General features: G+C 61.6%; 21 protein-coding genes and 1 tRNA gene. 13 read left to right on the top strand and 9 right to left on the bottom strand.

All coding sequences use genetic code 11. The features are described from left to right. Positions 1-4: 4 nt before the first annotated feature. Both AC1D06_RS21980 and AC1D06_RS21975 read left to right on the top strand, forming a co-directional pair. The gene (locus AC1D06_RS21980) at positions 5-823 is read left to right on the top strand and encodes a calcium-binding protein (RefSeq protein ID WP_477987933.1); all 819 of its coding nucleotides are present in this window, start codon (positions 5-7) and stop codon (positions 821-823) included. Continuing rightward, entirely contained in the window at positions 807-968 is a 162-nt protein-coding gene (locus AC1D06_RS21975; RefSeq protein WP_477882204.1) for a hypothetical protein, read from the top strand. Before AC1D06_RS21980 ends, AC1D06_RS21975 begins: the two co-directional genes overlap by 17 nt. 76 nt (positions 969-1044) lie before the next feature. On the opposite strand, the gene AC1D06_RS21970 is transcribed toward AC1D06_RS21975, so the two are convergent. After that, a tRNA-Gln gene (locus AC1D06_RS21970) sits at positions 1045-1118 on the bottom strand. Positions 1119-1375: 257 nt separating this feature from the next. Between AC1D06_RS21970 and AC1D06_RS21965 the strand changes: the two genes are divergently transcribed. Then, a complete protein-coding gene (locus AC1D06_RS21965) occupies positions 1376-1672 on the top strand; it encodes a cupin domain-containing protein (protein WP_477987932.1) in 297 nt (98 codons plus the stop codon). A gap of 1 nt (position 1673) precedes the next feature. After that, positions 1674-2579, top strand: coding sequence for an MBL fold metallo-hydrolase (locus AC1D06_RS21960; protein WP_477987931.1), 906 nt, complete (start codon positions 1674-1676; stop codon positions 2577-2579). On the opposite strand, the gene AC1D06_RS21955 is transcribed toward AC1D06_RS21960, so the two are convergent. Continuing rightward, positions 2580-3494 carry a DUF1499 domain-containing protein gene (locus tag AC1D06_RS21955; protein ID WP_477987930.1) on the bottom strand — a complete coding sequence of 305 codons (915 nt, stop codon included), beginning with the start codon at positions 3492-3494 and terminating at the stop codon, positions 2580-2582. Next, positions 3491-5734, bottom strand: coding sequence for a tetratricopeptide repeat protein (locus AC1D06_RS21950; protein ID WP_477987929.1), 2244 nt, complete (start codon positions 5732-5734; stop codon positions 3491-3493). Before AC1D06_RS21950 ends, AC1D06_RS21955 begins: the two co-directional genes overlap by 4 nt. 293 nt (positions 5735-6027) lie before the next feature. On the opposite strand from AC1D06_RS21950, the gene AC1D06_RS21945 reads away from it, so the two are divergent. Both AC1D06_RS21945 and AC1D06_RS21940 read left to right on the top strand, forming a co-directional pair. Beyond that, complete coding sequence (locus AC1D06_RS21945; RefSeq protein WP_477882159.1) at positions 6028-6438, top strand: hypothetical protein; 411 nt, start codon at positions 6028-6030, stop codon at positions 6436-6438. Positions 6439-6554: 116 nt separating this feature from the next. Then, positions 6555-7466 (top strand): DMT family transporter, encoded by a 912-nt coding sequence (locus AC1D06_RS21940; RefSeq protein ID WP_477987927.1) that lies wholly within the window; start codon positions 6555-6557, stop codon positions 7464-7466. A gap of 6 nt (positions 7467-7472) precedes the next feature. Here the strand turns inward: AC1D06_RS21940 and ppdK are convergent, their stop codons facing one another. Continuing rightward, complete coding sequence (gene ppdK, locus AC1D06_RS21935) at positions 7473-10142, bottom strand: pyruvate, phosphate dikinase (RefSeq protein ID WP_477987926.1); 2670 nt, start codon at positions 10140-10142, stop codon at positions 7473-7475. Between the two features lie 173 nt (positions 10143-10315). On the opposite strand from ppdK, the gene AC1D06_RS21930 reads away from it, so the two are divergent. Further along, positions 10316-10771, top strand: a complete 456-nt coding sequence (locus tag AC1D06_RS21930; protein WP_477987924.1) for an N-acetyltransferase family protein — start codon at positions 10316-10318, stop codon at positions 10769-10771. Between the two features lie 20 nt (positions 10772-10791). On the opposite strand, the gene AC1D06_RS21925 is transcribed toward AC1D06_RS21930, so the two are convergent. The 3 genes from AC1D06_RS21925 to mutY are packed head-to-tail and all read right to left on the bottom strand — an operon-like array spanning position 10792 to position 12927. Next, on the bottom strand, positions 10792-11163 hold the full coding sequence (locus tag AC1D06_RS21925) for a nuclear transport factor 2 family protein (RefSeq protein ID WP_477882152.1): 372 nt from the start codon (positions 11161-11163) through the stop codon (positions 10792-10794). After that, on the bottom strand, positions 11163-11774 hold the full coding sequence (locus AC1D06_RS21920; RefSeq protein ID WP_477987923.1) for an HAD family hydrolase: 612 nt from the start codon (positions 11772-11774) through the stop codon (positions 11163-11165). The genes AC1D06_RS21925 and AC1D06_RS21920 overlap by 1 nt, the downstream gene beginning before the upstream one ends. Next, complete coding sequence (gene mutY / locus AC1D06_RS21915) at positions 11764-12927, bottom strand: A/G-specific adenine glycosylase (RefSeq protein WP_477987921.1); 1164 nt, start codon at positions 12925-12927, stop codon at positions 11764-11766. Before mutY ends, AC1D06_RS21920 begins: the two co-directional genes overlap by 11 nt. A 41-nt stretch (positions 12928-12968) precedes the next feature. On the opposite strand from mutY, the gene AC1D06_RS21910 reads away from it, so the two are divergent. The 4 genes from AC1D06_RS21910 to AC1D06_RS21895 all read left to right on the top strand — a co-directional run bounded on the left by AC1D06_RS21910 (position 12969) and on the right by AC1D06_RS21895 (position 18700). Beyond that, complete coding sequence (locus AC1D06_RS21910) at positions 12969-13475, top strand: DUF721 domain-containing protein (protein WP_477987919.1); 507 nt, start codon at positions 12969-12971, stop codon at positions 13473-13475. 135 nt (positions 13476-13610) lie between these two features. After that, positions 13611-14315, top strand: a complete 705-nt coding sequence (locus AC1D06_RS21905; RefSeq protein ID WP_477987917.1) for a DsbA family protein — start codon at positions 13611-13613, stop codon at positions 14313-14315. A gap of 81 nt (positions 14316-14396) precedes the next feature. Then, complete coding sequence (locus tag AC1D06_RS21900; protein ID WP_477987916.1) at positions 14397-17855, top strand: chromosome segregation SMC family protein; 3459 nt, start codon at positions 14397-14399, stop codon at positions 17853-17855. A 143-nt stretch (positions 17856-17998) separates the two neighbouring features. Continuing rightward, positions 17999-18700 (top strand): DUF899 family protein, encoded by a 702-nt coding sequence (locus AC1D06_RS21895; RefSeq protein WP_477987915.1) that lies wholly within the window; start codon positions 17999-18001, stop codon positions 18698-18700. Positions 18701-18743: 43 nt separating this feature from the next. Here AC1D06_RS21895 and AC1D06_RS21890 read toward each other — a convergent pair whose 3' ends face one another. Continuing rightward, positions 18744-18896, bottom strand: a complete 153-nt coding sequence (locus tag AC1D06_RS21890; protein WP_477882139.1) for a hypothetical protein — start codon at positions 18894-18896, stop codon at positions 18744-18746. Positions 18897-19008: 112 nt separating this feature from the next. Here AC1D06_RS21890 and AC1D06_RS21885 point away from each other — a divergent pair, with 112 nt between their 5' ends. Together AC1D06_RS21885 and AC1D06_RS21880 are read left to right on the top strand one after the other, a co-directional pair. Beyond that, positions 19009-19965, top strand: coding sequence for a LysR family transcriptional regulator (locus AC1D06_RS21885; protein WP_477987914.1), 957 nt, complete (start codon positions 19009-19011; stop codon positions 19963-19965). A 149-nt stretch (positions 19966-20114) separates the two neighbouring features. After that, positions 20115-22727 (top strand): Ig-like domain-containing protein, encoded by a 2613-nt coding sequence (locus tag AC1D06_RS21880; protein ID WP_477987913.1) that lies wholly within the window; start codon positions 20115-20117, stop codon positions 22725-22727. 256 nt (positions 22728-22983) lie between these two features. Here AC1D06_RS21880 and AC1D06_RS21875 read toward each other — a convergent pair whose 3' ends face one another. After that, a complete protein-coding gene (locus AC1D06_RS21875) occupies positions 22984-23985 on the bottom strand; it encodes a bile acid:sodium symporter family protein (protein WP_477882202.1) in 1002 nt (333 codons plus the stop codon). Between the last annotated feature and the right edge of the window lies 1 nt (position 23986).

The raw sequence follows: 23986 nt of genomic DNA, 5'->3' as shown, positions 1-23986 counted from the left end.
AGATGTGGTTTATGGCAGCCAGGGCGATGACACGTTCACCCTGGGGTCGGGCAACGACACCGTCATGCTCGACGGCGGCACCGATGTCGATAACGCCGGCGCGGGCAATGACGCTATTGTCGCTTTAAATCCTCTCTTCCGCGTCGTCGATGGTCAGACATCTGTCACCGGCGGCGATGGAAGCGACACACTCCTCCTCGACTTCCGCGACGGTGACACCACCCTTGACCTTTTCGACAAGGGGCAGAAAGTCGATCTCGAGACCGGCAAATACATCGAGAAGTTTTCATTTGCCACCCTGACAGTCACGTTCAGCAGTATCGAAAATGTCAGTGGCAGCGAGCATTCCGATAAGTTGCTCGGCACCAATGGCAACAACAAGCTGGTCGGCTGGGAGGCCAACGATGAACTCGTCGGCCGTGGCGGCGGCGATACGCTGGAGGGCGACAGCGGCAGCGACAAGCTCGTCGGCGGCGCCGGCGCAGACAAGCTCACCGGCGGCGACCAGAGGGACATTTTCGTCTATACCAAGGCTTCGGACTCCTCCAGCAAGGCGTTCGATACGATCACCGATTTCGTCCATAACGAGGACAGGCTGGACTTTTCGGCGCTCAAACTGGCTGGCGGCGCCGCATTCCGCCTGATCGGCGACCACGCCTTCGGCCACCATATCGGCGAGATCCAGGTGATCGAGCACGACGCCAAGGGCACGGCGCATGACTACACCATGCTCGGCGTCGATCTCGACGGCGGCGGCAAGGCCGACCTTGAGATCGAGCTGACCGGCCTCGTCACGCTGAGCAAGCATGATTTCGCTTTCTGACAAGGAGACCGCAATCGTCAACGATAGCGACGTGGAGCGCGGCATACTTGAAATTGACTTAGTCAGTCATCGCTCAATCGGCATGGTTCCGGCACGCGCCGACAGGCTCGCAGAAGGCGCAGGGATGCTGGGTTTGTCGGAATAGCCTGGCGCGCAAAACTGTTCCGGTGCCGCTTAATGCACCTCGTTTAACTGCCTGAAAATAAACGAAACTACGAGCTTGGCTGGGGCGCCTGGATTCGAACCAGGGATGGCGGTACCAAAAACCACTGCCTTACCGCTTGGCTACGCCCCAATCGCACTCACGAAGCATTTGCCCCGTCCAAGCCGCCGCCTGATAGCAAAGTCCGGCGCCGCCCGCAATCATCCTATCGTCATTTTTCGTTCATGCAGATCATTTCCACCAATATGATCATTCAGTCGCGTGCACGATCCGAAAAACCTTCTCCCGTTGCAGAAGGAGGGCCGGGCCTCGCCATGCGGAATTTTGCTTTACCGAGCGATCACTTCGGTCGATATCTGTCGGCGATTGCAACGCAACAGGATCGACCGATGTCCGCCTTCAAAGCCCGCCCGCCCGCCGAACCCACCGTGCTGCTCGACGATGCCATGGTGCGCGTCACCCGCTGGGATTTCGTGCCCGGCGCCGACACCGGCGTGCATACGCATGGCATGGGCTATGTCGTCGTGCCGATGACCGACTGCAAGTTCCTGATCGAGGAGCAGGGCGGCGACCGCGAGGTCGATGTCGCAAAAGGGGCCGTTTATCGGCGCGAGGCGGGCGTGACGCACAATGTCGTCAATCGCGGCGATGAATTCATGTCCTTCATCGAAATCGAGTACAAGTGAGATGGACAATGCCGATTTCGACCGGGATTTCGTGCCCGCCTACGGCGAAGCCGTGCCGGTCGGGCCGAATATCCAGCGGCTGACGGTCAACAACCCCTCGCCTTTCACCTTCTATGGCACCAACAGCTATATTATTGGCGACCGATCGGTCTGCGTCATCGATCCCGGGCCGGAGGACGATGCACATTTTCAGGCGCTGATGCAGGCGCTCGAAGGCCGGGAGGTTACCCATATCGCGGTCAGCCATACGCATCGCGATCATTCGCCTCTCACAGCGCGGCTGAAGGCGGCAACGGGAGCAATCACCGTCGCCGAAGGTCCGCATCGCGCCGCCCGGCCGCTGCACAACGGCGAGACCAATCCGTTTGCCGAGAGTTCGGACACCGGCTTCATTCCGGATGTAGCGCTCGGCCATGGCGAACGCATCGAAGGGGATGGCTGGGCGCTGACGGCGCTGCTCACGCCAGGCCACACCGCCAACCATGCCGCCTTTGCGACGGATGACGGCATCGTCTTCTCAGCCGACCATGTCATGGCCTGGTCGACCTCGATCGTGGCGCCGCCAGACGGGGCGATGGCCGACTATATGGCCTCACTGGACATGCTGATCGAGCGCGGCGACCGCATCTACCTGCCGGGCCATGGCGGGCCGGTGAAGGATCCCGGCGCCTTCTGCCGCGGCCTGCGGACCCACCGGCGCATGCGTGAGCGGGCGATCGTCGAGCGGATCAAGGCTGGCGACCGGACGATTGCGGATATGGTCAAGACGATCTATCGCAGCACGGATGTGCGACTGCATGGTGCGGCAGCGCTGTCGGTGCTGGCGCATATCGAAGATCTGGTGGAGAAGGGCGAGATCGTCACCGACGGACCGCCGCTGCTTGGCGGCGAATACCGACCGGCTTGATCAATCACCGGCTATGCCGAGCAATTCCACGTCCAGTGCCCGAAGGTATTTGTTGATCAGGGCGGCACCGCTGCCGAGGTCATGCTTGCCGTAACGCGTCGCCACGCGCACGTCCACCAATGTCGTTTCGGCCTCCTCGCGCAGGCGGATGACGATGTCCTGGCGGAAGCCGAATACGAGCGTGCGATGCACACCTTGAATGGCGGCGTCGCTGCCTTGGTTGTCCGTCACTGTGTCCGGCTTTTCCTCATAATCGGGACGTGGCAGCGGCACGGGAACATTGTCCAGCGAGTCGGGTGCCGCCTCCGTCTGCGCCGCCTTTGGGTTGATTGGAGGAAACTCATCGAGCGCACCTTCGGGCGCGCCGTGCTCGTCGGTGATGGCGATGCCCTGGGCGAGCGCCACCTTGCGGGCGGCGGTATAGACGCGGTCCAGCGCGCCGTCATAGCGTCGTCCGGTCAGGCCGTCATAGGCTGATGTCTGCTGCTGGCGATCTTTGGCGCCCGGTTCAGCGCGAGGGCCGAGCCAGGATTGGTCTGCCTTGACCTCGGCGATCCATTTCGGCGGATCGGTGATATCGGTGCTGATATCATAGATGGCCGGCCGGTTGATATAGCCGGGTATCCCGAGCACGACTGGCGAAATCGGCAGGATCACCAGCAGCAATGCCTCAAGCGAAGCCATGCCACCTTTCGCGCCTTTGCTCCACAGGAACACGAGGCCGAGAATGGCGAGATAGAAGGCGACGAAAGCCAGGGCCGCGCAGATCGCCGCCACGGCGAGGAAATAGGGCGTTTCCAGCGGTCCGAAGCGGTGTAGTGCCCAGGCCATGGCGAAGGTGGCCATGGAAAGAAGAGCAAGCCGCCGGGCATAGAAGGCCGAATGGGCGACAGGGCGCTCGTACCGGACGGTCATGGCATCTCGTTCTGCAAATCCGCGATCATGCCGAGATACGCCGCCTCGAGGGCGCGGGCAATGGCCGGGGTGGAAAACAGCGGGCAGGACGGCAGGTTTGCGGCAAGGCTCGCTTTCAGCGCCGCGGCACGGCCGCTGGTGGAGGCAATGCCGACTGCGGTCGCGACATAGTCTACGACGCTTTCCGTCACAAGGTCCGGCATGCCGGCGGCCCTGACGATGCTGGCGCCGACACGGCGTGCGAACGTGTCGCCCAGCAAGGTCAGCACCGGCAGGCCGGCCCAGAGCGCATCGCTGGCGGTGGTATGGGCGCCATAGGCTGACGTGTCGAGGAAGAGATCGGCCAGGCGATGGCGCGCCAGATGTTTCGCCTTGGGCAGGCGGTCGGCGAAAATCACCCGCGCGGGTGCTATGCCGCGCGCGGAAAATTCCCGATGCAGATTTTCGGCTGCGGGGGCATCGGTGCGAAAAAGCCAGAGGACGGCGTTAGGCGCCCGGTCCAGGATCTCGCTCCAGGCATCGAGCACCGGTGCGTCGATCTTGTAGTTCATGCTGAACGAGCAGAAGACGAAGGCATCGTCCGGAAGGCCGAAATCGGCGCGCGCGACAGGCTCCGGATCGATCGGCGCCTTGTCGTCGTTGGCCTGGTAGCAGTCGGGCAAACGGACCACCCGTTCGGAATAGAAGTGTTCGTCGACCTCGCCGGCAATCGTCGGGTCGACGATGATATAGTCGATGAAGCCGGCGCCCATCGTGCCGGGAAAACCGAGATAGTTGACCTGCAGCGGCGCCGCGCGAAGTGCCAGGATTTCCGGCCGTGCATGCGCCGTGTAGCCGGCGAGATCGACGACGATGTCCAGGTCTGCATCGCGCATTGCCTTGACCGAGGCGCCGATATCCAGTTGGCGGATATCCTCGAATCGGTCGGAGCCGGTTTCGATCCGGCGACGGAAGCGGCTGGCATCGTCGGGGCCGAGCGACCAGGCGGAAATTTCAAAGCGACCGCGATCATGGGCCTCGATGACACCAGCCATCAGTTGCGCGATGGGGTGCTCGCGAAAGTCCGGCGACAGGTAGCCGATACGGATTTTCCGACCGGCAAAAGAGGCCGACCGACGCTCGAAGGCACCGATCTCGGATAGCCAGGCAGCGGCCCGGGTCTCCAGGGCAAGGCTGTGCAGTTCGGCCGCGCGGCGCTGGTCGCCGCCGCCGACCATGAGGCTCAGCAGGCTGAAGGGGGATGGCGCTTCAGTGAGCGCCATGTCCGGATCGCGGATCAGTGCGACGAGAGCATCGACCTGCTTGTCGAGGTCTTGCCAGTCGCACAGTTTGCGACGGACGCCGATAAGGGCGGCAAGCGTCTTAGCGCTTCTCGGCCTGAGCGTCGTGGCGCGTTCGAGGGCCGACCTGGCCTTGGCGAGATCGCCGAGCTTTTCATGCGCATTGCCGAGATTGAACCAGGCATCGCCAAGATCCGGGCGGCTCGATACGGCGCGCTCGTAAAGCTGCAGGGCTTCCTTCTGCCGGCCTTGATCGTCGATCAGCGTGCCGAGATTGTTGGCGGCCTCGCCATTGGCGGGATTGCCGGCAAGCGCCTGGCGCAAAACCTTTTCGGCCTCGTCGCGGCGCCTGAGATCCATGAGGATACGACCGCGGCTGGTGAGGAAACCGCTGTCGCCCGGAAACCGGGCCAGCGCCTCGTCCGCGGCGGCAAGCGCAGCTTCGATATCGCCCAGTTTGTGCAGCGCCGAGGCAAAACCCTGCCAGGCCGCCCGCATTTGCGGCGCAACTGTAACAAGCGCGCGATATTCGCCGACAGCGCTTGCAAAGTCACCTGCTTCGCTCAACGCATGTGCGAGATTGTTGCGGGCATCGGCCAGGTCAGGGGCGAGCGCCATTGCCTTGCGCAGGTAGCCGATCCCTTCGATGCCCTTGCCTGCTTGGCAGAGCGCAACACCGAGGTGATTGAGAATGGGCGCGGCATTCGGCGCCAGCATCACGGCGCGCTTCAGCGCCTCGATCCCTTCCGGGCCACGGCCGCATTGCAGGTAGGCGACGCCAAGCATGTGGGCCGCCTCGACATTTGTCCTCGCTATGGCGCTGGCCTGCAACAGCAAGGGCAAGGCATCGCTGCCCTTGCCCGCCGTCAGCAAGCCTCCGGCCTTGTCGAGCAACGGGCGAACGGCAGCCCCGCCCGCTGGTCCCGGCCGGCCGGGCGGCAATCGGCCACCTTTCGACATTCTCCATGCTCCCGAAAATCATCCTTCGGCGAGGCAGCATGGATGCTGGGACAATGTCAAGGTTTTAGGCCAGGCGACAATCCGCCCGAAATCGCCGGCATGCCTGATATCCGGCGCCAAGCGGGCCTTGTCCGCCGCGATGCGAACGCGGGCGAGACCATGCCCGCGGCGATCGACACTGAGTCTTTGACTCGACCCGTGATTGAGCCGCAATCGCCCCAATCTTCCCGCGCCGCAAAATAGCCAAGGTTCTCCAGGATGTTGTCTCCGGAGGGGTGATCAAGGAGTTTATGATGCCGACGCCTGAAAACCGCCCTGACGATCGTGCAGACGTCGTCCAGAACAACAAATCCGTGCCACGCGACGGCGCGTCGCAGCCGGTCGAATTCATCGAGCTTGGCTTGGCGCTCGAACTCCTTCTGGATACCTATCCGATCTTTGCCGATGCCGTGAAGGCGGCGATTCTCCCGCTCGACGGCGAATTCCTGTTCGAGCTTCCCTATGCCGGCAAACCCGACGGCAAAGGCCGCGTCGCCGCCGTGCGCCTCGCTTATGCCGGCAGTGAAGAACCGCGCATGGCCTTCGTTTTCCTGTCGGATGATGCGATGGACACCCGCGTCGAACCAGCGGAACAGCAGGTCGAGCATCTGCGCAACTTCGCGCAATCCTTCGTCGATGTGCTGGAGAAGATCGAGCAGCACTGACACCCTCAGGTGATCGGTTGGCGCGGCAGTGATTAAGGCTTGCCTCGCCCCTGGCTGCACAGTAAACGAGTGCGCATCCCCTTGCGCAACGCGCACCTTCGGCCAAAGCACTCCGGATGACCGCCTCTTCCCTCGCCGAAAGCCGGCGCAGCACCGAACTCACCATTGCCATTGCCGCCATGATCGGCGCGGCATCGGCGATGAGCATATCGCCGAGCCTGGTGCGGTTTGCCGATGTCGGGCCGCTGTCGAGCGCGTTCTGGCGGGTTTTCCTCGCACTGCCCATCCTCTGGCTGTGGATGCGGGCAGAGAAGAAGGACAGCGGTGCGGGCAAAAGCGCGAGCTGGACGGTGCCGATCCTGCTTTCGGGCCTGTTTTTTGCCGGCGATCTCCTCCTTTGGCATCTGGCGATCATGAAAACGACGATCGCCAACGCGACCTTCTTCGCGACGATGGCGCCGTTGTGGGTGGTGATCTTCGGCTGGCTCGTCCTGAAGCAGAAGCCTGAACGAGCAACGCTTGCGGGTCTTGGTTTCTGCCTCGTTGGCGGATCGGCGCTGGTCTACGAGAGCATCTCGCTCAATCCCGCCCATTCGCTCGGCGATGCGCTGGGCATAGGCACAGGCGTGTTCTACGGCCTCTATTTCCTGGCCGTCGGCGCTGCACGCAAAGCCACGGGTGCGGCGCGCGTGACTTTCGAAATGAGCGTGGTCGCGGTCGTGATCCTGTTCGTTGCCGCGATTGCCATCGAAGGCAATATCCTGCCGCATTCGATCTGGGGCTGGAGCGTGCTGTTTGCGCTGGCTTTCATCAGTCATGCCGGCGGCCAGGGTCTGCTGTCGGTGGCGCTGGGGCGGCTCCCAGCCGCCTTTTCTTCGCTGGTGACCTTCCTTCAGGCAACCGGCGCGGCCGGCTTCGCCTGGATGCTGCAGCATGAGCCCATTTCGCCGATCCAGGCGATCGGAGGCGCCATCGTCCTGGCAGGCATTTGGGTGGCCAGACCGCGCGGTACGGCGCAGTCCGGCTGACACCCTTCAGCGTTTTTTCCCATTCCTGATCGTCGCCTGCGCCGCCGCCAGCTTGGCGATCGGCACGCGGAAAGGCGAGCAGGAGACGTAGTCGAGGCCGGATTCCTCGCAGAAGGCGATCGAGACCGGGTCGCCGCCATGCTCGCCGCAGATGCCGAGTTTCAGGCCGGGCCTTGTGCGGCGGCCGCGCTCGGCAGCGATCTTGATCAGTTCGCCGACGCCGTCGAAGTCGAGATTGACGAAGGGGTCGCGGTCGATAATGCCCTTGCGCATATAGGTCGGCAGGAAGCTCGAAGCGTCGTCACGCGACATGCCGAAGGTCGTCTGTGTCAGGTCGTTGGTGCCGTAGGAAAAGAATTCGGCTACTTCGGCGATGACATGGGCGCGAAGGGCCGCCCGCGGCAATTCGATCATCGTGCCGACCAGATAGGCGATGGACATGCCGGATTCGGCGATCACCGAGCGGGCGACTTCGTCGATGCGTGCCTTGACATAATCGAGCTCGGCTTTCAGCCCGACCACCGGCACCATGATCTCCGGTTCGACGGCTTCGCCAGTCTCGCGCGCCGCCTCGACGGCGGCCTCGAAAATGGCGCGGGCCTGCATTTCGACGATTTCCGGATGCGAGATGTGCAGCCGGCAGCCGCGATGGCCGAGCATCGGGTTGAATTCATGCAGCGCGTCGATACGCTCGCGAAGATGGAATGGCTGCATGCCGATCTGGGCGGCGACCTCGTCGATCTCGTCGTCGGATTTCGGCAGGAATTCGTGCAGCGGCGGATCGAGCAGGCGGATGGTCACCGGCGTGCCATGCATGATCTCGAACAGCTCGACGAAATCGGCGCGCTGCATGGGCAGCAACTGATCGAGCGCTTCGCGACGCTTCTCGACCGTCTCGGCGAGGATCATCTCGCGCATGACATTGATGCGGCCGCCCTCGAAGAACATGTGCTCGGTGCGGCAAAGGCCGATGCCCTCGGCGCCGAAGGCGCGCGCCGCGCGCGCGTCGGAGGGCGTCTCGGCATTGGTACGCACGCGCATGCGGCGGATCCTGTCGGCCCAGCCCATGATGCGCTCGAAATCACCCGACAATTCCGGCTGCAGCATCGGCTGCACGCCCTTCAGCACATGGCCGGACGAGCCGTCGATCGAGATGATATCGCCTTCCCTGAGCTTGATCCCCGGCCCCACCAGTTCGCGATTGCGCATATCGACCCTAAGCGCGCCGACGCCGCAGACGCAGGGCAGGCCCATGCCGCGCGCCACCACCGCCGCATGGCTGGTCATGCCGCCGCGCGTCGTCAGAATGCCCTCGGCAGCCTGCATGCCGTGGATATCTTCCGGGCTGGTCTCGGTGCGCACGAGAATGACCTTGCGGCCTTCCTTTTCCGCCGCCACGGCGCCTTCGGAGGTGAAGATGATCTCGCCTGAGGCGGCCCCCGGCGACGCAGGCAGGCCCGTGCCGATCACATCGCGCCGGGCAGCCGGATCGATGGTGGGATGCAGCAATTGGTCGAGGCTGGCCGGATCGATACGGTCGACGGCATCGGCCGCGGTGATCAAGCCCTCTTCGACCATGTCGACGGCGATCTTCAGGGCTGCTTTGGCAGTGCGCTTGCCGGTGCGGACCTGCAGCATCCAGAGCTTGCCGCGCTCGATGGTGAATTCGAGGTCCAGCATGTCGCGGAAATGCGCTTCGAGCCTGTTGCAGACATTAAGGAATTCCTTGAATGCCTCCGGCATCACCTTTTCCAGCGACGGCCGGTCCGAGCCGGTCTCGATGCGCGCCTTTTCGGTAATGCTCTGCGGTGTGCGAAGACCGGCGACGACATCCTCACCCTGGGCGTTGACGAGAAACTCGCCGTAGAGCTCCTTGAGACCCGTCGACGGGTTGCGGGTGAAGGCGACGCCGGTGGCGGAGGAATTGCCGAGATTGCCGAACACCATGGCCTGGATATTGACCGCCGTGCCCCAATCCGAAGGAATGTTGTGCATCAGGCGGTAGGTGACGGCGCGGTGATTCATCCAGCTGGCAAAGATCGCGCCGACCGCGCCCCAGAGCTGCGCCATCGGGTCACCAGGGAAGCTGAAGCCCTCCTCGGCCAGCATTTCCTTGTAGCGGGCGATCAGGCCCTGCCATTCCTCGGCAGTCACCTCGGTGTCCTGCTCGCGGCCGAGCCGTGCCTTCTCGTCTTCGAGGATTTCCTCGAACACGTCATGGCCAAGTCCCATGACCACGCCGCCATACATTTCGATGAACCGGCGATAGGAATCCCAGGCAAAGCGCGCGTCATCCGTATCGGCGGCGAGAGCCAGGACCGTCTCGTCGTTAAGGCCGAGATTGAGCACCGTGTCCATCATGCCGGGCATGGAAACGCGGCTGCCGGAACGGACGGCAAGCAAGAGCGGCCGGCTGTCACTGCCGAATTTACGGCCGGTCAGGCTTTCGAGCCGCTGCAGGCCTTCGACCACGGCGGCCTTGAGACCATCGGGAAAGGCCTGGCCATTCTGGAAATAATAACTGCAGGCATCGGCGACGATCGTCAGGCCAGGCGGCACCGGCAGGCCGAGCGCGCTCATCTCGGCCAGATTGGCACCTTTGCCGCCCAGCCGATCGGCCATGTCGGATCGGCCATCAGCCTTGCCGCCGCCAAAACTATAGACCCATTTGGTCATTCCGGCCCTCCCGGCGGAATTATGCATTTTGATGACAGTGCTATCTCATTCCACCAGCTTTGAAAACAGCCGGACGGTAGAAAATGCTGCGTCGCAACAAGAATGCGGCTTTATTGTACTTTCAGCGATATTGCCGCCTTCGAATCTTCAAAATCGATTGATCCTATGGGCGCATGACATCTTCCTTCGCACTCCGTCCCTCGACCGAAGCCGACTACGATACGATTGCCGAAATCTGGCATTCAAGTGCCAGCCTGCCGGGCGTCGGCCCTCCCATGATGCCGACCGAAGCCGATTTGCGCAAACGGCTGGAGGCAGAATTCGCGGCCGGCTGGCAGGTCACGCTTGCGGTACGCGGCGATGAGATTGTCGGTTTTCTCGCGATCAGGCTCGCAGAGGCAGTGCTGGCCGAACTCTTCGTCCGACCCGGATCGCTCGGAGGAGGAATCGGACAGGCGCTGCTCGCCCAGGCGATTGACGCAATGCCAGGCGGGTTTACGCTGTTCACGCGGTCCGGAAATCTCAGGGCACGCCGGTTCTATGAGAAGGCCGGTCTCGCAGTGCTTCGCGAAGCGATACATCCGCGGTTCGGCGATCCGATTGTCTACTACGAATGGCAACGAAGCTGAGGCCTCACGGAAAGGCGGCTTCAGATGGCGCCGTAATCCGTCACATCGATCCGCGCAATCTTGCCCTGATCATTGAAGACCAGCGTCTCCTCGCCCGTACGCGTCATCGGCGCGCCGGTGCGGCTGTCGGTGGCCGCGAGTTCCCAGACGGAACGGGCGGCATTGTCGCTGATCTTATCGACGCTTTTGTCCTTGGCGACCTGATCAGGATAGGCGTCGAAATATTTGCGGAAGGCGGCCATGATCGCGTCACGGCCATCGATCCGGCCACCGACGCCGCCGGAGACATAGACCGCATCCTCGGCGAAATAATCCTCGATCGTCGCATAGTCGAGCGCATTGATGGCGTTGTGGAAGATGGTCAGGTGTTCAACGGGGTCGAAGTTTTTCATCATGCAAGTCCGTAGTTGGCAAGTTCTGCGTCGAGTTCATCTGCGCCGACATAGTGAATGGCATTCCAGCCATAGACGCGCGCAGCTTCGACATTGGCTTGGCTGTCGTCGATGAACAGAGTCGCCTTGGGATCGAGACCGAAGGTTTTCGTATGGGTTTCGTAGATCGCCGCATCGGGCTTCAGCAGCTTGACATGCGCCGAAACGGTGACGCCGCGCGGCTTCTTCAGGAATGGGAAAATCTCGCTTGCCTGCTCGAACGTGTCGGCGGCGAAGTTGGTGAGCATGGTGACATCGCGGCCTTCGGCGACAAACCGTTCCAGATGGGCAACGCTGCTCTCATAGGCATGCGGCACCATTTCATGCCAGTATTTGCGGAAGGCGCGAATATGCTCCTCACGGTCGGGGAATTTTTCGAGCAACAGCTCTTCCGCTTCCAGCCAGGTGCGGCCGCGATCCTGCTCGATGTTCCAGTCATGGGTGCAGACATTGTCGAAGAACCATTTGCGCTCCTCTTCATCCGGGATCAGCCGCGAATAGGGAATGTTGGGGTCGTAGTGGAGCAGAACCTTGCCGATGTCGAAGACGATATGGCGGATGTCAGCGGGCATTGCGTTTCCTTGCAGGTTTGTCGAACGCATCGGCAATAGCGGCGGTGATTGCTTTTTTCATGACAGTTGGCAAGGCTTGTGACGGGAGATTGGGGACGGGTTCCCACCAGGTCTGGAGTTGCGCTCCGGGGCTGCCCCCCTCTGCGGGGGAGATGCCGGGCAGGGCAGAGAGGGGTAACCCAGGAACGTCAGCCCGATAAATCTTCAGCCGCAATTCAAAATGCGTAAACACATGCACGATCGCTCCACACGACCGCCACTCCGCATCGAACGGCGCCGCGTCCACGCCCGTCGCGCCATCACGGCTGGCGGTCCAGCCCGTCGTCGGCACCTCGGTCATTCCTCCGAGGAGACCTGTCTCCGGCCGCTTGCGCAACAGCACCCTTCCCTCGCCATCCACCGCGACAAAAGCCGCGCCCTGTCGGACCGGCTTGTCCTTCTTCGCCACCTTCACCGGAAAATTCTCCGGATCGTCCGTCCTCAGAGCCAGACAGTTCTCGCGCCAGGGACAAAGCGAACAGGCCGGGCGCTTCGGTGTGCAGATCGTCGCGCCCAGGTCCATCATCGCCTGGGCGAAATCGCCGGGGCGCGTCGTGGGCGTCAGCGTATCGAGATGGGCCTTCAGCAACGGCTTGGCGCCCGGCAGCGCCTCGCGCACGGCAAACAGCCGCGAGACGACGCGTTCGACATTGCCGTCCATCACCAGCGCTCGCCGGTCGAAGGCGATGGCGGCGATGGCGGCGGAGGTGTAATCACCAATGCCGGGCAGGCCCTGCAATCCCTCGGCCGTATCCGGGAACACGCCGCCATGCAGCGCGACGACCGCTTCGGCGCATTTTTTCAGGTTTCTGGCGCGGGCATAGTAACCGAGGCCCGCCCAGGCCTTCATGACGTCCTCGGTGTCGGCGGCGGCGAGGTCGGCAATGGTCGGCCAGAGAGCGAGGAATTTTTCGAAATAGGCTTTGACCGCCTGGACCGTGGTCTGCTGCAGCATCACTTCCGACAGCCAGACATGATAGGGGTCGGCGCGCTTTCCAGCGGCTTGCGCGCGCGGACTGGTGCGCCAGGGAAGATCGCGATGGTGGCGGTCATACCAGATCAGCAGGTCGGCGGGACGCGGTTGCGAGAAGCCAGCGGGGAGATTATGATTCATATGATAGACCTAACAAATCTCGTAGCGGTCCCGAAAGCCTGATGTCGACATTCCACAAATATGGCGAGATACAGATTTCCGAAGCGGCCAACCGGCTGATCGATCCTGTGCTGGCGAAGAAAGCCGGGATCAGCACCGCGCTGATCGGCTCCTGGGACGAGATCGTCGGCGCCGATTTCGCCGATTGTACGCGGCCGGAAAAGATCTCCTGGTCGCGCCGCAATGCGGGCTTGAGCGGCGATAGCGGCGGCGTCGAGCCGGGAGTGCTCACCATTGCCTGCGAGGGCGCGCGGGCGCTGTTTCTCACGCATGTTCAGGGCGAACTCATCCAGCGGATCAACGGCTTCTTCGGCTATCCGGCGATCCGGCAGATCCGGATCGTGCAGAAACCGGTCACGCCCCCACAGAAATTCCGCCGCAAGCCGCGGTCGCTGACGCCGTCGGAGAATGCCAAGCTCAGTGCGATGACCGAAGAGATCGACAACGACAAGCTGAAGGCCGCGCTCGACCGGCTCGGCCGGGCAGTGATCGGCAGTCGCAAGCGTTAGATTTTATTCACTTTTTCCTGACCCTACGCCATCGGCCAGTCACAATTCTTTGAACATATGCGCTGAACCGCCACTTGCCTGAATTATAGGCGCAGTATATCCCGTCTTCACCTTTGCCCTATCCGAGGAGCCCCTATGCCGATCTCATTGACCACCCTGTCGATCCGCCTTGTCGCCGCACTCGCCATTACTGGCCTGGGCGCAGCATTTGCCGGCACGGCGAGCGCAGGTGACGCCGCGAAGGTCGATCCGATCCAGACGAGCGCCACCGCCGACGTGCCGGCGCCGGAAGGCAAGGTGGATATCGCCAAGCTGATGGCGCCCGGCCCGCTGCCGGAAATCTCGCTCGGCAAGGCCGATGCGAAGGTAACGATCGTCGAATATATGTCGCTCGATTGCCCGCACTGCATGCGCTTCGCCACGACCGTGTTCGAACCGATCAAGAAGAAATATGTCGACACCGGCAAGGTGCGCTTCATCGTCCGCGAATTCCCGCTTCGTTCGCGCGCCATGGCCGCGATCATGCTGGCCCGCTGTGTGCCGCAGGACAAATTCTTCCCAATGATCACCGCCATGTTCCAGACCCAGGAAACCTGGGTCACGGCCGAAGATGGCCGCGCGGCACTGCTGCAAGTCGCCAAGCTGGCCGGTTTCACACAGGAGAGTTTCCAGGCTTGCTTGACGAACCAAAAGCTTCTGGATGATGTAACGGCCATACGCGAGAAGGCGGGCAACGATTTCGGCGTGGATTCGACCCCGACCTTCTTCATCAACGGGGCAAAATATACCGGGGAAATGTCTGTTGATCAGATGTCGGCCATCATCGACGCTGCGGGCTGATTTCAAAACGACTTCCGCAACAGGCGGCAGCCGCTGGCTGCCGCCTGTTTTTGTTTGTGCGCCGTTTCTGGGGCTCGCCTCATGAAATTCACCAAACTGCGAATCACCGGCTTCAAATCCTTCGTCGAACCCTCTGAATTTTTGATCGAGCCCGGTCTGACCGGTGTCGTCGGGCCGAATGGCTGCGGCAAGTCCAATCTGACGGAATCACTGCGCTGGGTGATGGGCGAGAATTCCTACAAGAACATGCGCGCCTCGGGCATGGACGATGTGATCTTCTCGGGCTCCGGCCAGCGGCCGGCGCGCAATTCCGCCGAGGTCGGCCTGTTCATCGACAATTCCGACCGCACCGCGCCTGCCGCCTTCAACGATGCCGATGAATTGCAGGTGACTCGCCGCATCGAGCGCGAGCAGGGTTCGATCTACCGCATCAACGGCAAGGAGGCCCGCGCCCGCGATGTGCAGCTGCTGTTCGCCGATGCCTCGACCGGCGCCCGCTCGCCCGCCATGGTCGGCCAGGGGCGCATCGGCGAACTGATCCAGGCCAAGCCGCAGGCACGGAGGCAATTGCTTGAAGAGGCCGCGGGCATTTCCGGCCTGCATTCGCGGCGTCATGAGGCGGAACTGCGGCTGAAGGCGGCCGAAACCAATCTGGAGCGGCTGGAAGACGTCACCACGACGCTCTCGACCCAGATCGAGAGCCTGAAACGCCAGGCGCGGCAGGCCAATCGCTTCAAGCAGCTCTCCGCCTCGGTGCGCGCCGAGGAGGCAAAGCTGCTCTATATCCGCTGGTCGCAGGCGAAAACGGCGGAAGGCGAGGCTGACAGTGCGCTCAACCAGGCCACCAATGTCGTCGCCGAGCGGGCACAGGCGCAGATGGAGGCGGCCAAGCAGCAGGCCGTGCAGGGCCTGAAACTGCCCGAACTGCGCGACGCCGAGGCAAAGGCGGCTGCAGCACTGCAGCGTTTATCGATCGCCCGCACCCAACTCGACGATGAGGCCAAACGCCTGGACCAGCGCCGCCAGGAACTCGAACGGCGTATCACCCAGCTCGCGGCGGATATCGAGCGCGAGCGGCAGATGATCGCCGGCAATCATGAAATTTTGGCGCGGCTCGCGGAGGAGGAAGCAGAACTGCGCGATGCGCTCGAAAGCTCTGCCGAGCGCGCCGAGACGCTGACGCAAGCGCTGCAAGAGGCGAGTGCGCAGGTCAGCGAGGCGGAAGCCAGGATGCAGGCACTGACGGCCGAACGCGCCGAAGCGATCGCCGGCCGTCAGCAGACCGAGCGCTTTCTAAATGACCTGGCGCAGCGGCGGCTCAGGCTTGAGAAACAGATCGGCGATGCCGGGCGCGACCTGCAAGCGCTGGAAGATCGCCTCGCCGCCCTGCCCGATCCGGCGCAGAAGCAGGAAGAACTGGAGGCGGCCGAGATCGCCCATGAAGATGGCGAGGCGGCGATGGCTGCGGCCGAGCGGGCGCTGACGGCCGCCCGCCAGATGGAGGCCGACAGCCGCAAACCGCTCGATGAGGCGCGCGCCGCCTTGCAGATGCTGGAGACGGAAGCGCGCACGATCCGGGGCATGCTCGCGGCCGGTGGCGAGACAATCGAGACGCCGGCCTCCGACCTGATCAGCGCAGACGGCGGGGTGGAAACTGCGCTCGGCGCCGTGCTGGGCGACGATCTCGATTCAGCGCTGGTCGATACGGCTGCCGCCTACTGGTCGATGCCTGGTGATGGCTCTAACGACCCTCCCCTGCCTGACGGCGTGCAGCCGCTGATCGATCTTGTTCGCGCACCACTGGAACTGCATCGGCGGTTGCGGCAAACAGGTCTGGTCGAGGAAAGCCAAGGCGAGCGGCTGCAGACTTTGTTGAAGCCGGGACAGAGGCTGGTATCGCGCCAGGGTGCGGTGTGGCGCTGGGACGGGCATGTGGCGAAGGCCGGTGCACCGAGCGCCGCGGCGCTCCGCCTGCAACAGAGGAATCGCCTCGCGGCGATCGAAAACGAAATCGAGGAAGCCGCTTTCCGCGTCGAGGACGCCGAGATCATCCATCACGAGGCGGTGGAGAGTGTACGCCGTGACGAGGCGCGGCTCGCCAGCAATCGCGATATGGAGCGACTGCTCGCCCGCAAGCTCACCGAGGCGCGCGATGCACTGATCCAGGCTGAACGCGCCAACGCCGAACTGATCCGGCTGCGCGACACCGGCACCGACTATGTCGCCGGCTATCGCGCGCAACTCGACGAACTGGCAATGTTAGAAGAGGATGCGCGCATCGCGCTTGCCGACGCGCCGGATATTTCCGGGCTCGACCTTGCCTTGCGCGAGCAGAGCGCGGTCGTGGCGGAGCGGCGTGCGGCGGTGGCGGAAGCCCGCGCGGAGCATGATTCCGAGGCGCGCGAAAATGACAGCCGCCGCCGGCGGCTGTCAGCGATTGCCGCGGAACGGCAAGTCTGGAAAGAGCGCGAACATTCCGCCGGCCAGCAGATCGAGACGCTCACCGCCCGCGAGGAGGAGGCACGGATCGAGCTCGAAGACCTGCTCGCCGCGCCCGAAGAATATGACGAGAAGCGCCGGGCGCTGGTGGCTGAGATCGCGCGCGCCGAAACCACCCGCAAGGACGCCGCCGATCGGCTGGCAGCGCAGGAAAATCTCGAACGTGAGGCCGATCGCGCCGCCTCCAATGCGCTGACCGCACTCGCCGAGGCCCGTGAACGGCGCGGCCGGGCGGAAGAGCGACTGGTTTCGGCACGTGAATGGCGGATCGAGGCGGAAACACGCATCCGCGACACGCTCTCCGTGCCGCCGCATGAAGTGCTGCGCCTCACCGGCCTGAAGCCGGACGACAAGATGCCGGAAATCCGGGCGATCGAGATCGAACTGGAACGCCTGAAAATGGAGCGTGAGCGGCTGGGCGCCGTCAACCTGCGCGCCGAGGAGGAGCAGATCGAGCTTACCGGCAAACTCGACACTCTGGTGCGCGAACGCGACGACGTCATCGAGGCGATCCGCAAGCTGCGCGCCGCGATCCAGAACCTCAATCGCGAGGGCCGCGAACGGCTGATGAGCGCCTTCGATCAGGTTCAGGTGCAGTTCAAGCGGCTGTTCACGCATCTCTTCAACGGCGGCGAAGCGGAACTGCAACTGATCGAAAGCGACGATCCGCTCGAGGCCGGCCTGGAAATCCTTGCCCGCCCACCCGGCAAGAAGCCGCAGACGATGACGCTGCTTTCCGGCGGCGAACAAGCGCTGACCGCCATGGCGCTGATCTTTGCCGTCTTCCTCACCAATCCGGCACCGATCTGCGTGCTCGACGAGGTCGACGCGCCGCTCGACGACCATAATGTCGAGCGCTATTGCAACCTGATGGACGAGATGGCGGCGACCACGGAAACCCGCTTCCTGATCATCACCCACAATCCAATCACCATGGCGCGCATGAACCGGCTCTATGGGGTGACGATGGCCGAGCAGGGCGTGAGCCAATTGGTCAGCGTCGATTTGCAGACGGCCGAGCGGCTGGTGGAAGTGGCATAGGACTGTCGGATCACCACCGCAACAATCTGTCGAATTCCGCGTTCCTCAAACGACTAGATATAGGGCCCGGCCTTTGGAAGAGCTGCCGCCTTGCAATCGTCAAGAAAATAGGTTGATATAAACCTATTTCGTAGGAGGAAGACATGGATACGAGAACGCTTATCCCCGCCACCGAACTCGCCAAGCGCAACGGTATGCGCTTTCCCAACGAATCGGCTGACTATCGGGAGGCGCGCGACGCGCTGCTGGCCGAGGAGATCGAGCTGCGCCGGCATATCGAACGTGTTGCCGAGCAACGCCGGGCTCTGCCGCCGGGCGGCGAAGTCGCCGAAGACTATCGCTTCGAGGGCGTCGATGGAGCAGTAACTTTGAAGGACCTGTTCGGCGACAAGCAGACGCTTGTGACCTATAGCTACATGTTCGGGCCGCAGCGCGAGCGCCCCTGCCCGATGTGCACGTCGCTTCTATCGTCTTGGGATGGCGAGGTGCTGGATATCAAGCAGAATACGGCGCTTGCGGTGATCGCGCGCTCGCCGCTGGAACGGCTGCTGGCGTTCAAGAAGGAACGCGGCTGGCATCACCTGCCGCTCTATTCCGACGTGACAGGAGACTATAGCCGCGACTATTTCGGCGTCACCGACGATGGCGACGACATTCCGGCATTCAACGTGTTCACGCGCCGCGATGGCACGATCAGGCATTTCTGGTCGGGAGAGATGGGATCTGAAACCGCTGATCCTGGACAGGATCCGCGCGGTGCACCGGATCTTATGCCGCTCTGGACGATCATCGATTCGACGCCCGAAGGGCGGGCGCCGACATGGTATCCGAAACTCAACTACTGAGTTTCGTGCGGCGGCCTGTGTTAAGCAGGCCGCCTGGCCCTACTTAACGGTACCACCAGAAACGCTTGCGCATCTGCTCTTCCGTCGAGTTGACGAAATCGCGACGGTCGAGGCCGATATCGGCAAACAGGTGCTCGTTGCTGCTGGTGCGAGCAAGGTTGCGGAGGACAGAGTTATTGCGGAGCGATGCCAGCATGGCCGTTTCCTCATTCATTTAATTGTTGGATTGATATCTTTATATAACGCGCATTGACATAAATGAAGCGAATAGTATGAATGGCAGGCATTAGAAAAACGAATGGCTGACCATGAATACGCCTCTCGAAAGCGACCTGCTGCGCACCTTCATCGCCGTGGCCGAAACCAGCAATTTCACCAAGGCGGCGGAGATCGTCGGCCGTACGCAATCGGCCGTCAGCATGCAGATCCGCAAGCTCGAAGAGAGCGTCGGATGCGCCTTGTTCGAACGCGGTTCGCGCGGCGTGATGCTGACCAAGCAGGGCAATGCGCTGCTGACCAAGGCGCGCCGCATCGTCATGCTGCTCGACGAGACCGCGCTCAGCATGCGCCAGCCGAGCTTGAGCGGTGTGGTGCGCATCGGCATTCCCGAGGAATACGGCTCCTCGGTACTGCCGCGGGCGCTGAGAAACTTCGATCAATCGCATCCCGGCGTCGAGATCATCGTCAATTTCGGCCGGTCCTCGGTGCTGACCGACGCGCTCAATGCCGGCAAGCTCGATCTGGCTGTTGTCTATGAACAAGGCGACTTCACCACCAGCGAAGTCCTGCGCACCGATCCAACAGTATGGGTGACGTCCGATATTCACGAAACGCATCTGCGCTCGCCGCTGCCGGTGGCGATGTATTCCGGTACGGGTTGGGCAAAGACGCTGTCGCTATCGGTGCTCGATAATCTCGGTAAGGATTATCGTATCGCCTATGTCAGCGACACCAGCAACGGGCTGATGGCCGCGGTGCAGGCCGGGTTGGGGATTGCGCCACTGGCGCGCGTCGGAATACCGCTGAACTGCCGCGAACTGACGGTAGCGGACGGCTATGATGTCGTCGACCATTCCAACGTCACCTTGCGGCTCAACAACCGCAAGCACGATCCCGCGATTACCGGCATGGCGAATGCGATCCGGGAAGCGTTTGCGAGTGATCGGGCGGAGAAGATGCCAGCTATGCGCGGTGGTGGAAGAGCAGACGGCGAAGTCGCAGACGTGTCACCAGGAGCGGTGCGACAGATTGGCACACTCACTTAGCCGGTTGAAAATAATTCCGCAGATACAGTCACTTAGAAAAGGAATAAGTATCCACACCTTTTTGCGTGAGGTTGCTGCAGCTATTTTGCCGCGATACAGATCGGCTGAAGATTTATGCTTTTTGTCGAGGGGTACACGTGGGAATTGTTGTGTCGGACGCGACCTTGCTGAGTGGGGAGCCGCTATCAGCGAAACGGTCCGCCGTCTTTGTTTCTACCGCGGACGATTCCAAGATTGTGTCGTGGATCGATGACAGAGGCTGGCTCGTCTCCCAGCGCTACGATGCAGATGGCTCGCCTTTGGGCGACATGATTGTACTCGACAAGCATGGCCATGGCGATTTTCCCGATGAAGTATACACAACTTTTGATGGAGGATGGATCGAGTCCTATCTGCGCGATGATTCTGTCGATGGGAAGGTAACGACAAACCTCCATGTCGTCAGGTATGACGCGAACGGAAATCGATTGTCGGAGGATATCGAAGGATGGGACAGGTATCCGCAACTGGTCAAACTCGCTGGTGACGGCTACGCAGTCGTTTCCTATGATCAGCCACCAAAGGAAAGCAAGCTTTTCGCCCGATTTTTCAACGCCGAGGGAGAACAGGTCGCCAACAAAGTACTGGCACATGATTTCGAAGGCTATTGGACCACGACCCTGGCTAACGGCGACTTGAGTGTGACTTTCGGCACCAGCGACGGCAAGGAGACTTACCTGCTTGTCACTCCCTCCGGCGAGATTCTCAACTCGCTGGTCGGCGATGCCAATGAACGGATCCAATATAAAAACGACGGCGGATATGTCATCAAGCGCTTCGTCGGTGATAATGGTTTTTTGGACGAGATCTACGATCGTTATGATGCCGACGGCAATTTGCTGAGCGAAGCGACAGGAGCAAAGTATGCCTCTGCCTCCCACTTCACGGGCAATGAATACACGCTGACGCTCAGTGGCGGAAATCAGGCTGTCTTCTGGACGGCCGCCACCACCGGCAAAAATCTGTACATGCACGTTCTCGACAGCGAGGGTAATGTGCTCGTCGAGGATCAAACCATCGGGAGCATCCATAATCCCTACCTTGACAGTGTGTCAACGTTGGCATTGTCCAATGGGGACTGGCTGGCTTCTTGGGGTGGACACACGCAAGTCTTCAATGCTGACGGGACGAAAAACGGCAAGCCATTCACGAGTGCCGTTATGGGGCAGGTCGCTCCGGTGGAAGCCACGAGCGATGGTGGTTGGGAATATACCTATATCGCCACAGGCCCAGACGGAGCCGACCACCTGTATTCCCGAACATTTCATGTTGGCGACGCCAAAAATCCGCCCGTCGCCATGGCCAGTTCCGGATGGCTGAACGAGGAYGCAGTCTACAAGTTCGGCCGCAACAGTTTCAAAACCTCCGACTACGATGGTGACGCGATCACCGGTATCGTCATTCAAACGCTGCCGGACATCGGAACTCTGCGTCTTAATGGAGCGGAGGTCCATGCCGGCGATACGATCGCCACGGGCGACATCAATCATCTGACCTGGACGCCTGCTGCCAACTTCAATGGCGACAGCGCGGGTTTCACATTCGAAGCCGTGGATGCTACTGGTGCTGTAAGCACCGAGCCTGCGCGTTTTAGCTTCACTGTAGCGCCTGTCGACGACGCCCCTACGGGAGGCGACAATACGATCACGATCCTCGAGGATCAGGTCGTGAAACTGACTACCGATGATTTTCCTTTTGCCGACATCGATGGCGACAGGCTTGGTGCAGTTCTCATCGCCGCCGAAGGTGGAAATGGGCAGATGACCGCCAGCGGAAAACCGGTGGGAATGCACGGCACGAGAAGCATATTCCTGGCCGGCGGTTATAGCCACCTGATGTTTACTCCAGGCGAGAACGAGACCGGGAACGACTATGCCACTTTCAAATTCAAGGTAATCGACAATTCTCATGATCCTGATGGCCAGCATACCGACAAAACCTGGCACACGCTGACGATCAATGTGCTGCCGGTCAATGATGCACCCATAAGCGAGAACACGTCCGTCAGGGTCAATGCCGGCGATCATTTCGATTTCATCGACCAACTCTTCCAGTTTCAAGATGTCGAGAATGACAAGTTCAAATCGATCATCATCGACTCGCTGCCGAGCTTCGGTACGCTGGAACTGGCTGGTCACGCGGTCAAGGTCGGCGAGGAAATCAGGTCCGCCGATCTCGAAAAGCTGTCGTTCGATTTCAGCAAGGATCAGATAAAAGGGGATTCGACCAACTTCACCTTTTCCGTCCTAGACAATGGCGGCACCGCCAATGGTGGTTCCGATACGGAAAAGGCTCCGTCAGTAGTCACGTTCGACATCAGCAACGATCGGCCCGTAATCCGCGGCACGACCCACGGCGATCATCTCAATGGCAACGATTCCCGCGACATCCTGATGGGCGGGGCAGGTAATGACGTCCTGGACGGAGGCTCAAGCAATGACCTGTTGATTGGAGGAAGCGGCGCCGATGTCTTCGTCATGAGGCCAGCGACAGGCACCGATTCCATTGCCGACTTTGACGTCACCCAGGACAAAATCGACCTTCGGACTACCTCGATCAAAGATTTTTCTCAACTCTCGAAGCAGGAAGTGTACGTCAATGGCGTGAATACCGCTGAAGTAGGCTATTACTATTTGGTGGATCATAAATATCGGTCGGAAACGTTCATGCTCCCCAATGTCGATGTTCACACGCTAACCGCCGACAATTTCATTTTCGGTTAAGCAGTAAAAACGGTGGCAGTTCACGCCGGATGCATCTGCGCGCAAATCGTCCCTGTCAAGAAAATGCCGGCCCTTCGTGCGGGGAGACTAACGGCGAAGGGCCGGAAGTGGGAACCGTTGGCTCGAAGAGAGACTACCGGCGCGCGCTGACCGCAGCCAACGAAATCGGCTGATGGCAGGAATGAGATTTTCTGATGGGCCTTTGGATGAGCCGCCGCTCACCGGCATGCGGCGAAACGTGGTCGCTGATCGTCGTTCAAGCGCGGCGCGGATCGGCTGCAACGGGCACCTCATGCGCCTGAGGCGCCTGCCGCGCGTAGCGCTGCGCCAAGTATGCACAGGCCATCAGTTGGATCTGATGGAAAAGCATCAGCGGCAAGACGATGGCGCCGACGCCCTGACCGGCGAAAATCACATTGGCCATCGGCACGCCGCTCGCGAGACTCTTCTTCGAGCCGCAGAAGGTAATGGTGATGCGGTCGGCGCGATTGAAGCCCAGCAGGCGTCCGCCGACCGAGGTGAAGACCAGGACGAAAGCAAGCAGCAGCATGTCGGCGACGACGACCGTTGCAATGTCGCCGATCGAGAACTTGTGCCACATGCCCTCGTTCATCGCATCGCTGAAGGCGAGGTAGACGACCATGAGGATCGAGCCGCGATCGACCGGCGCAAGCAGTTTTTTGCGCGCGCGGACCCAGTCGCCGATCCAGGGCTGCAGGATCTGGCCGGCGACGAAGGGCGCCAGCAATTGCAGCAGGATTTTCCAGAGGACGTCGAGGGAGAAGCCGCCATGGCCGCCGGTGGCGAAGAGCACGCCAGCGAGCAACGGTGTCAGGAACATACCAAAGACGTTCGAGGCAGAGGCCGCACAGATGGCTGCCGGCACATTACCGTGGGCGATCGAGGTGAAGGCGATCGACGACTGCACTGTCGACGGCAACACGCAGAGGAAAAGGATCCCGAGATAGAGCGAATGCGGCAGGATGCTTTGCGGCACAAGGCCGATCGCCAGGCCAATCAGCGGAAACACGGCAAATGTGGTGAGCAGGATCACCAGATGCAGCCGCCAGTGCAGGATGCCAGCGATCACCACATCCCGCGACAGGCGCGCACCGTGCAGGAAGAACAGGAGTGCAATCGCGAAATTGGTCGCCACGCCGAAATAGGACGCGAACGTGCCCTGCGCCGGCAGGACACTGGCGATCGCCACGGTCAGCACGAGAAGCAGGGTGAAGGTATCGGGAATGAAGCGGCGCATG

It is taken from the genome of Rhizobium sp. P2_G2 (assembly GCF_056403555.1).
This window is presented reverse-complemented; position numbering and strand designations above follow the sequence as displayed.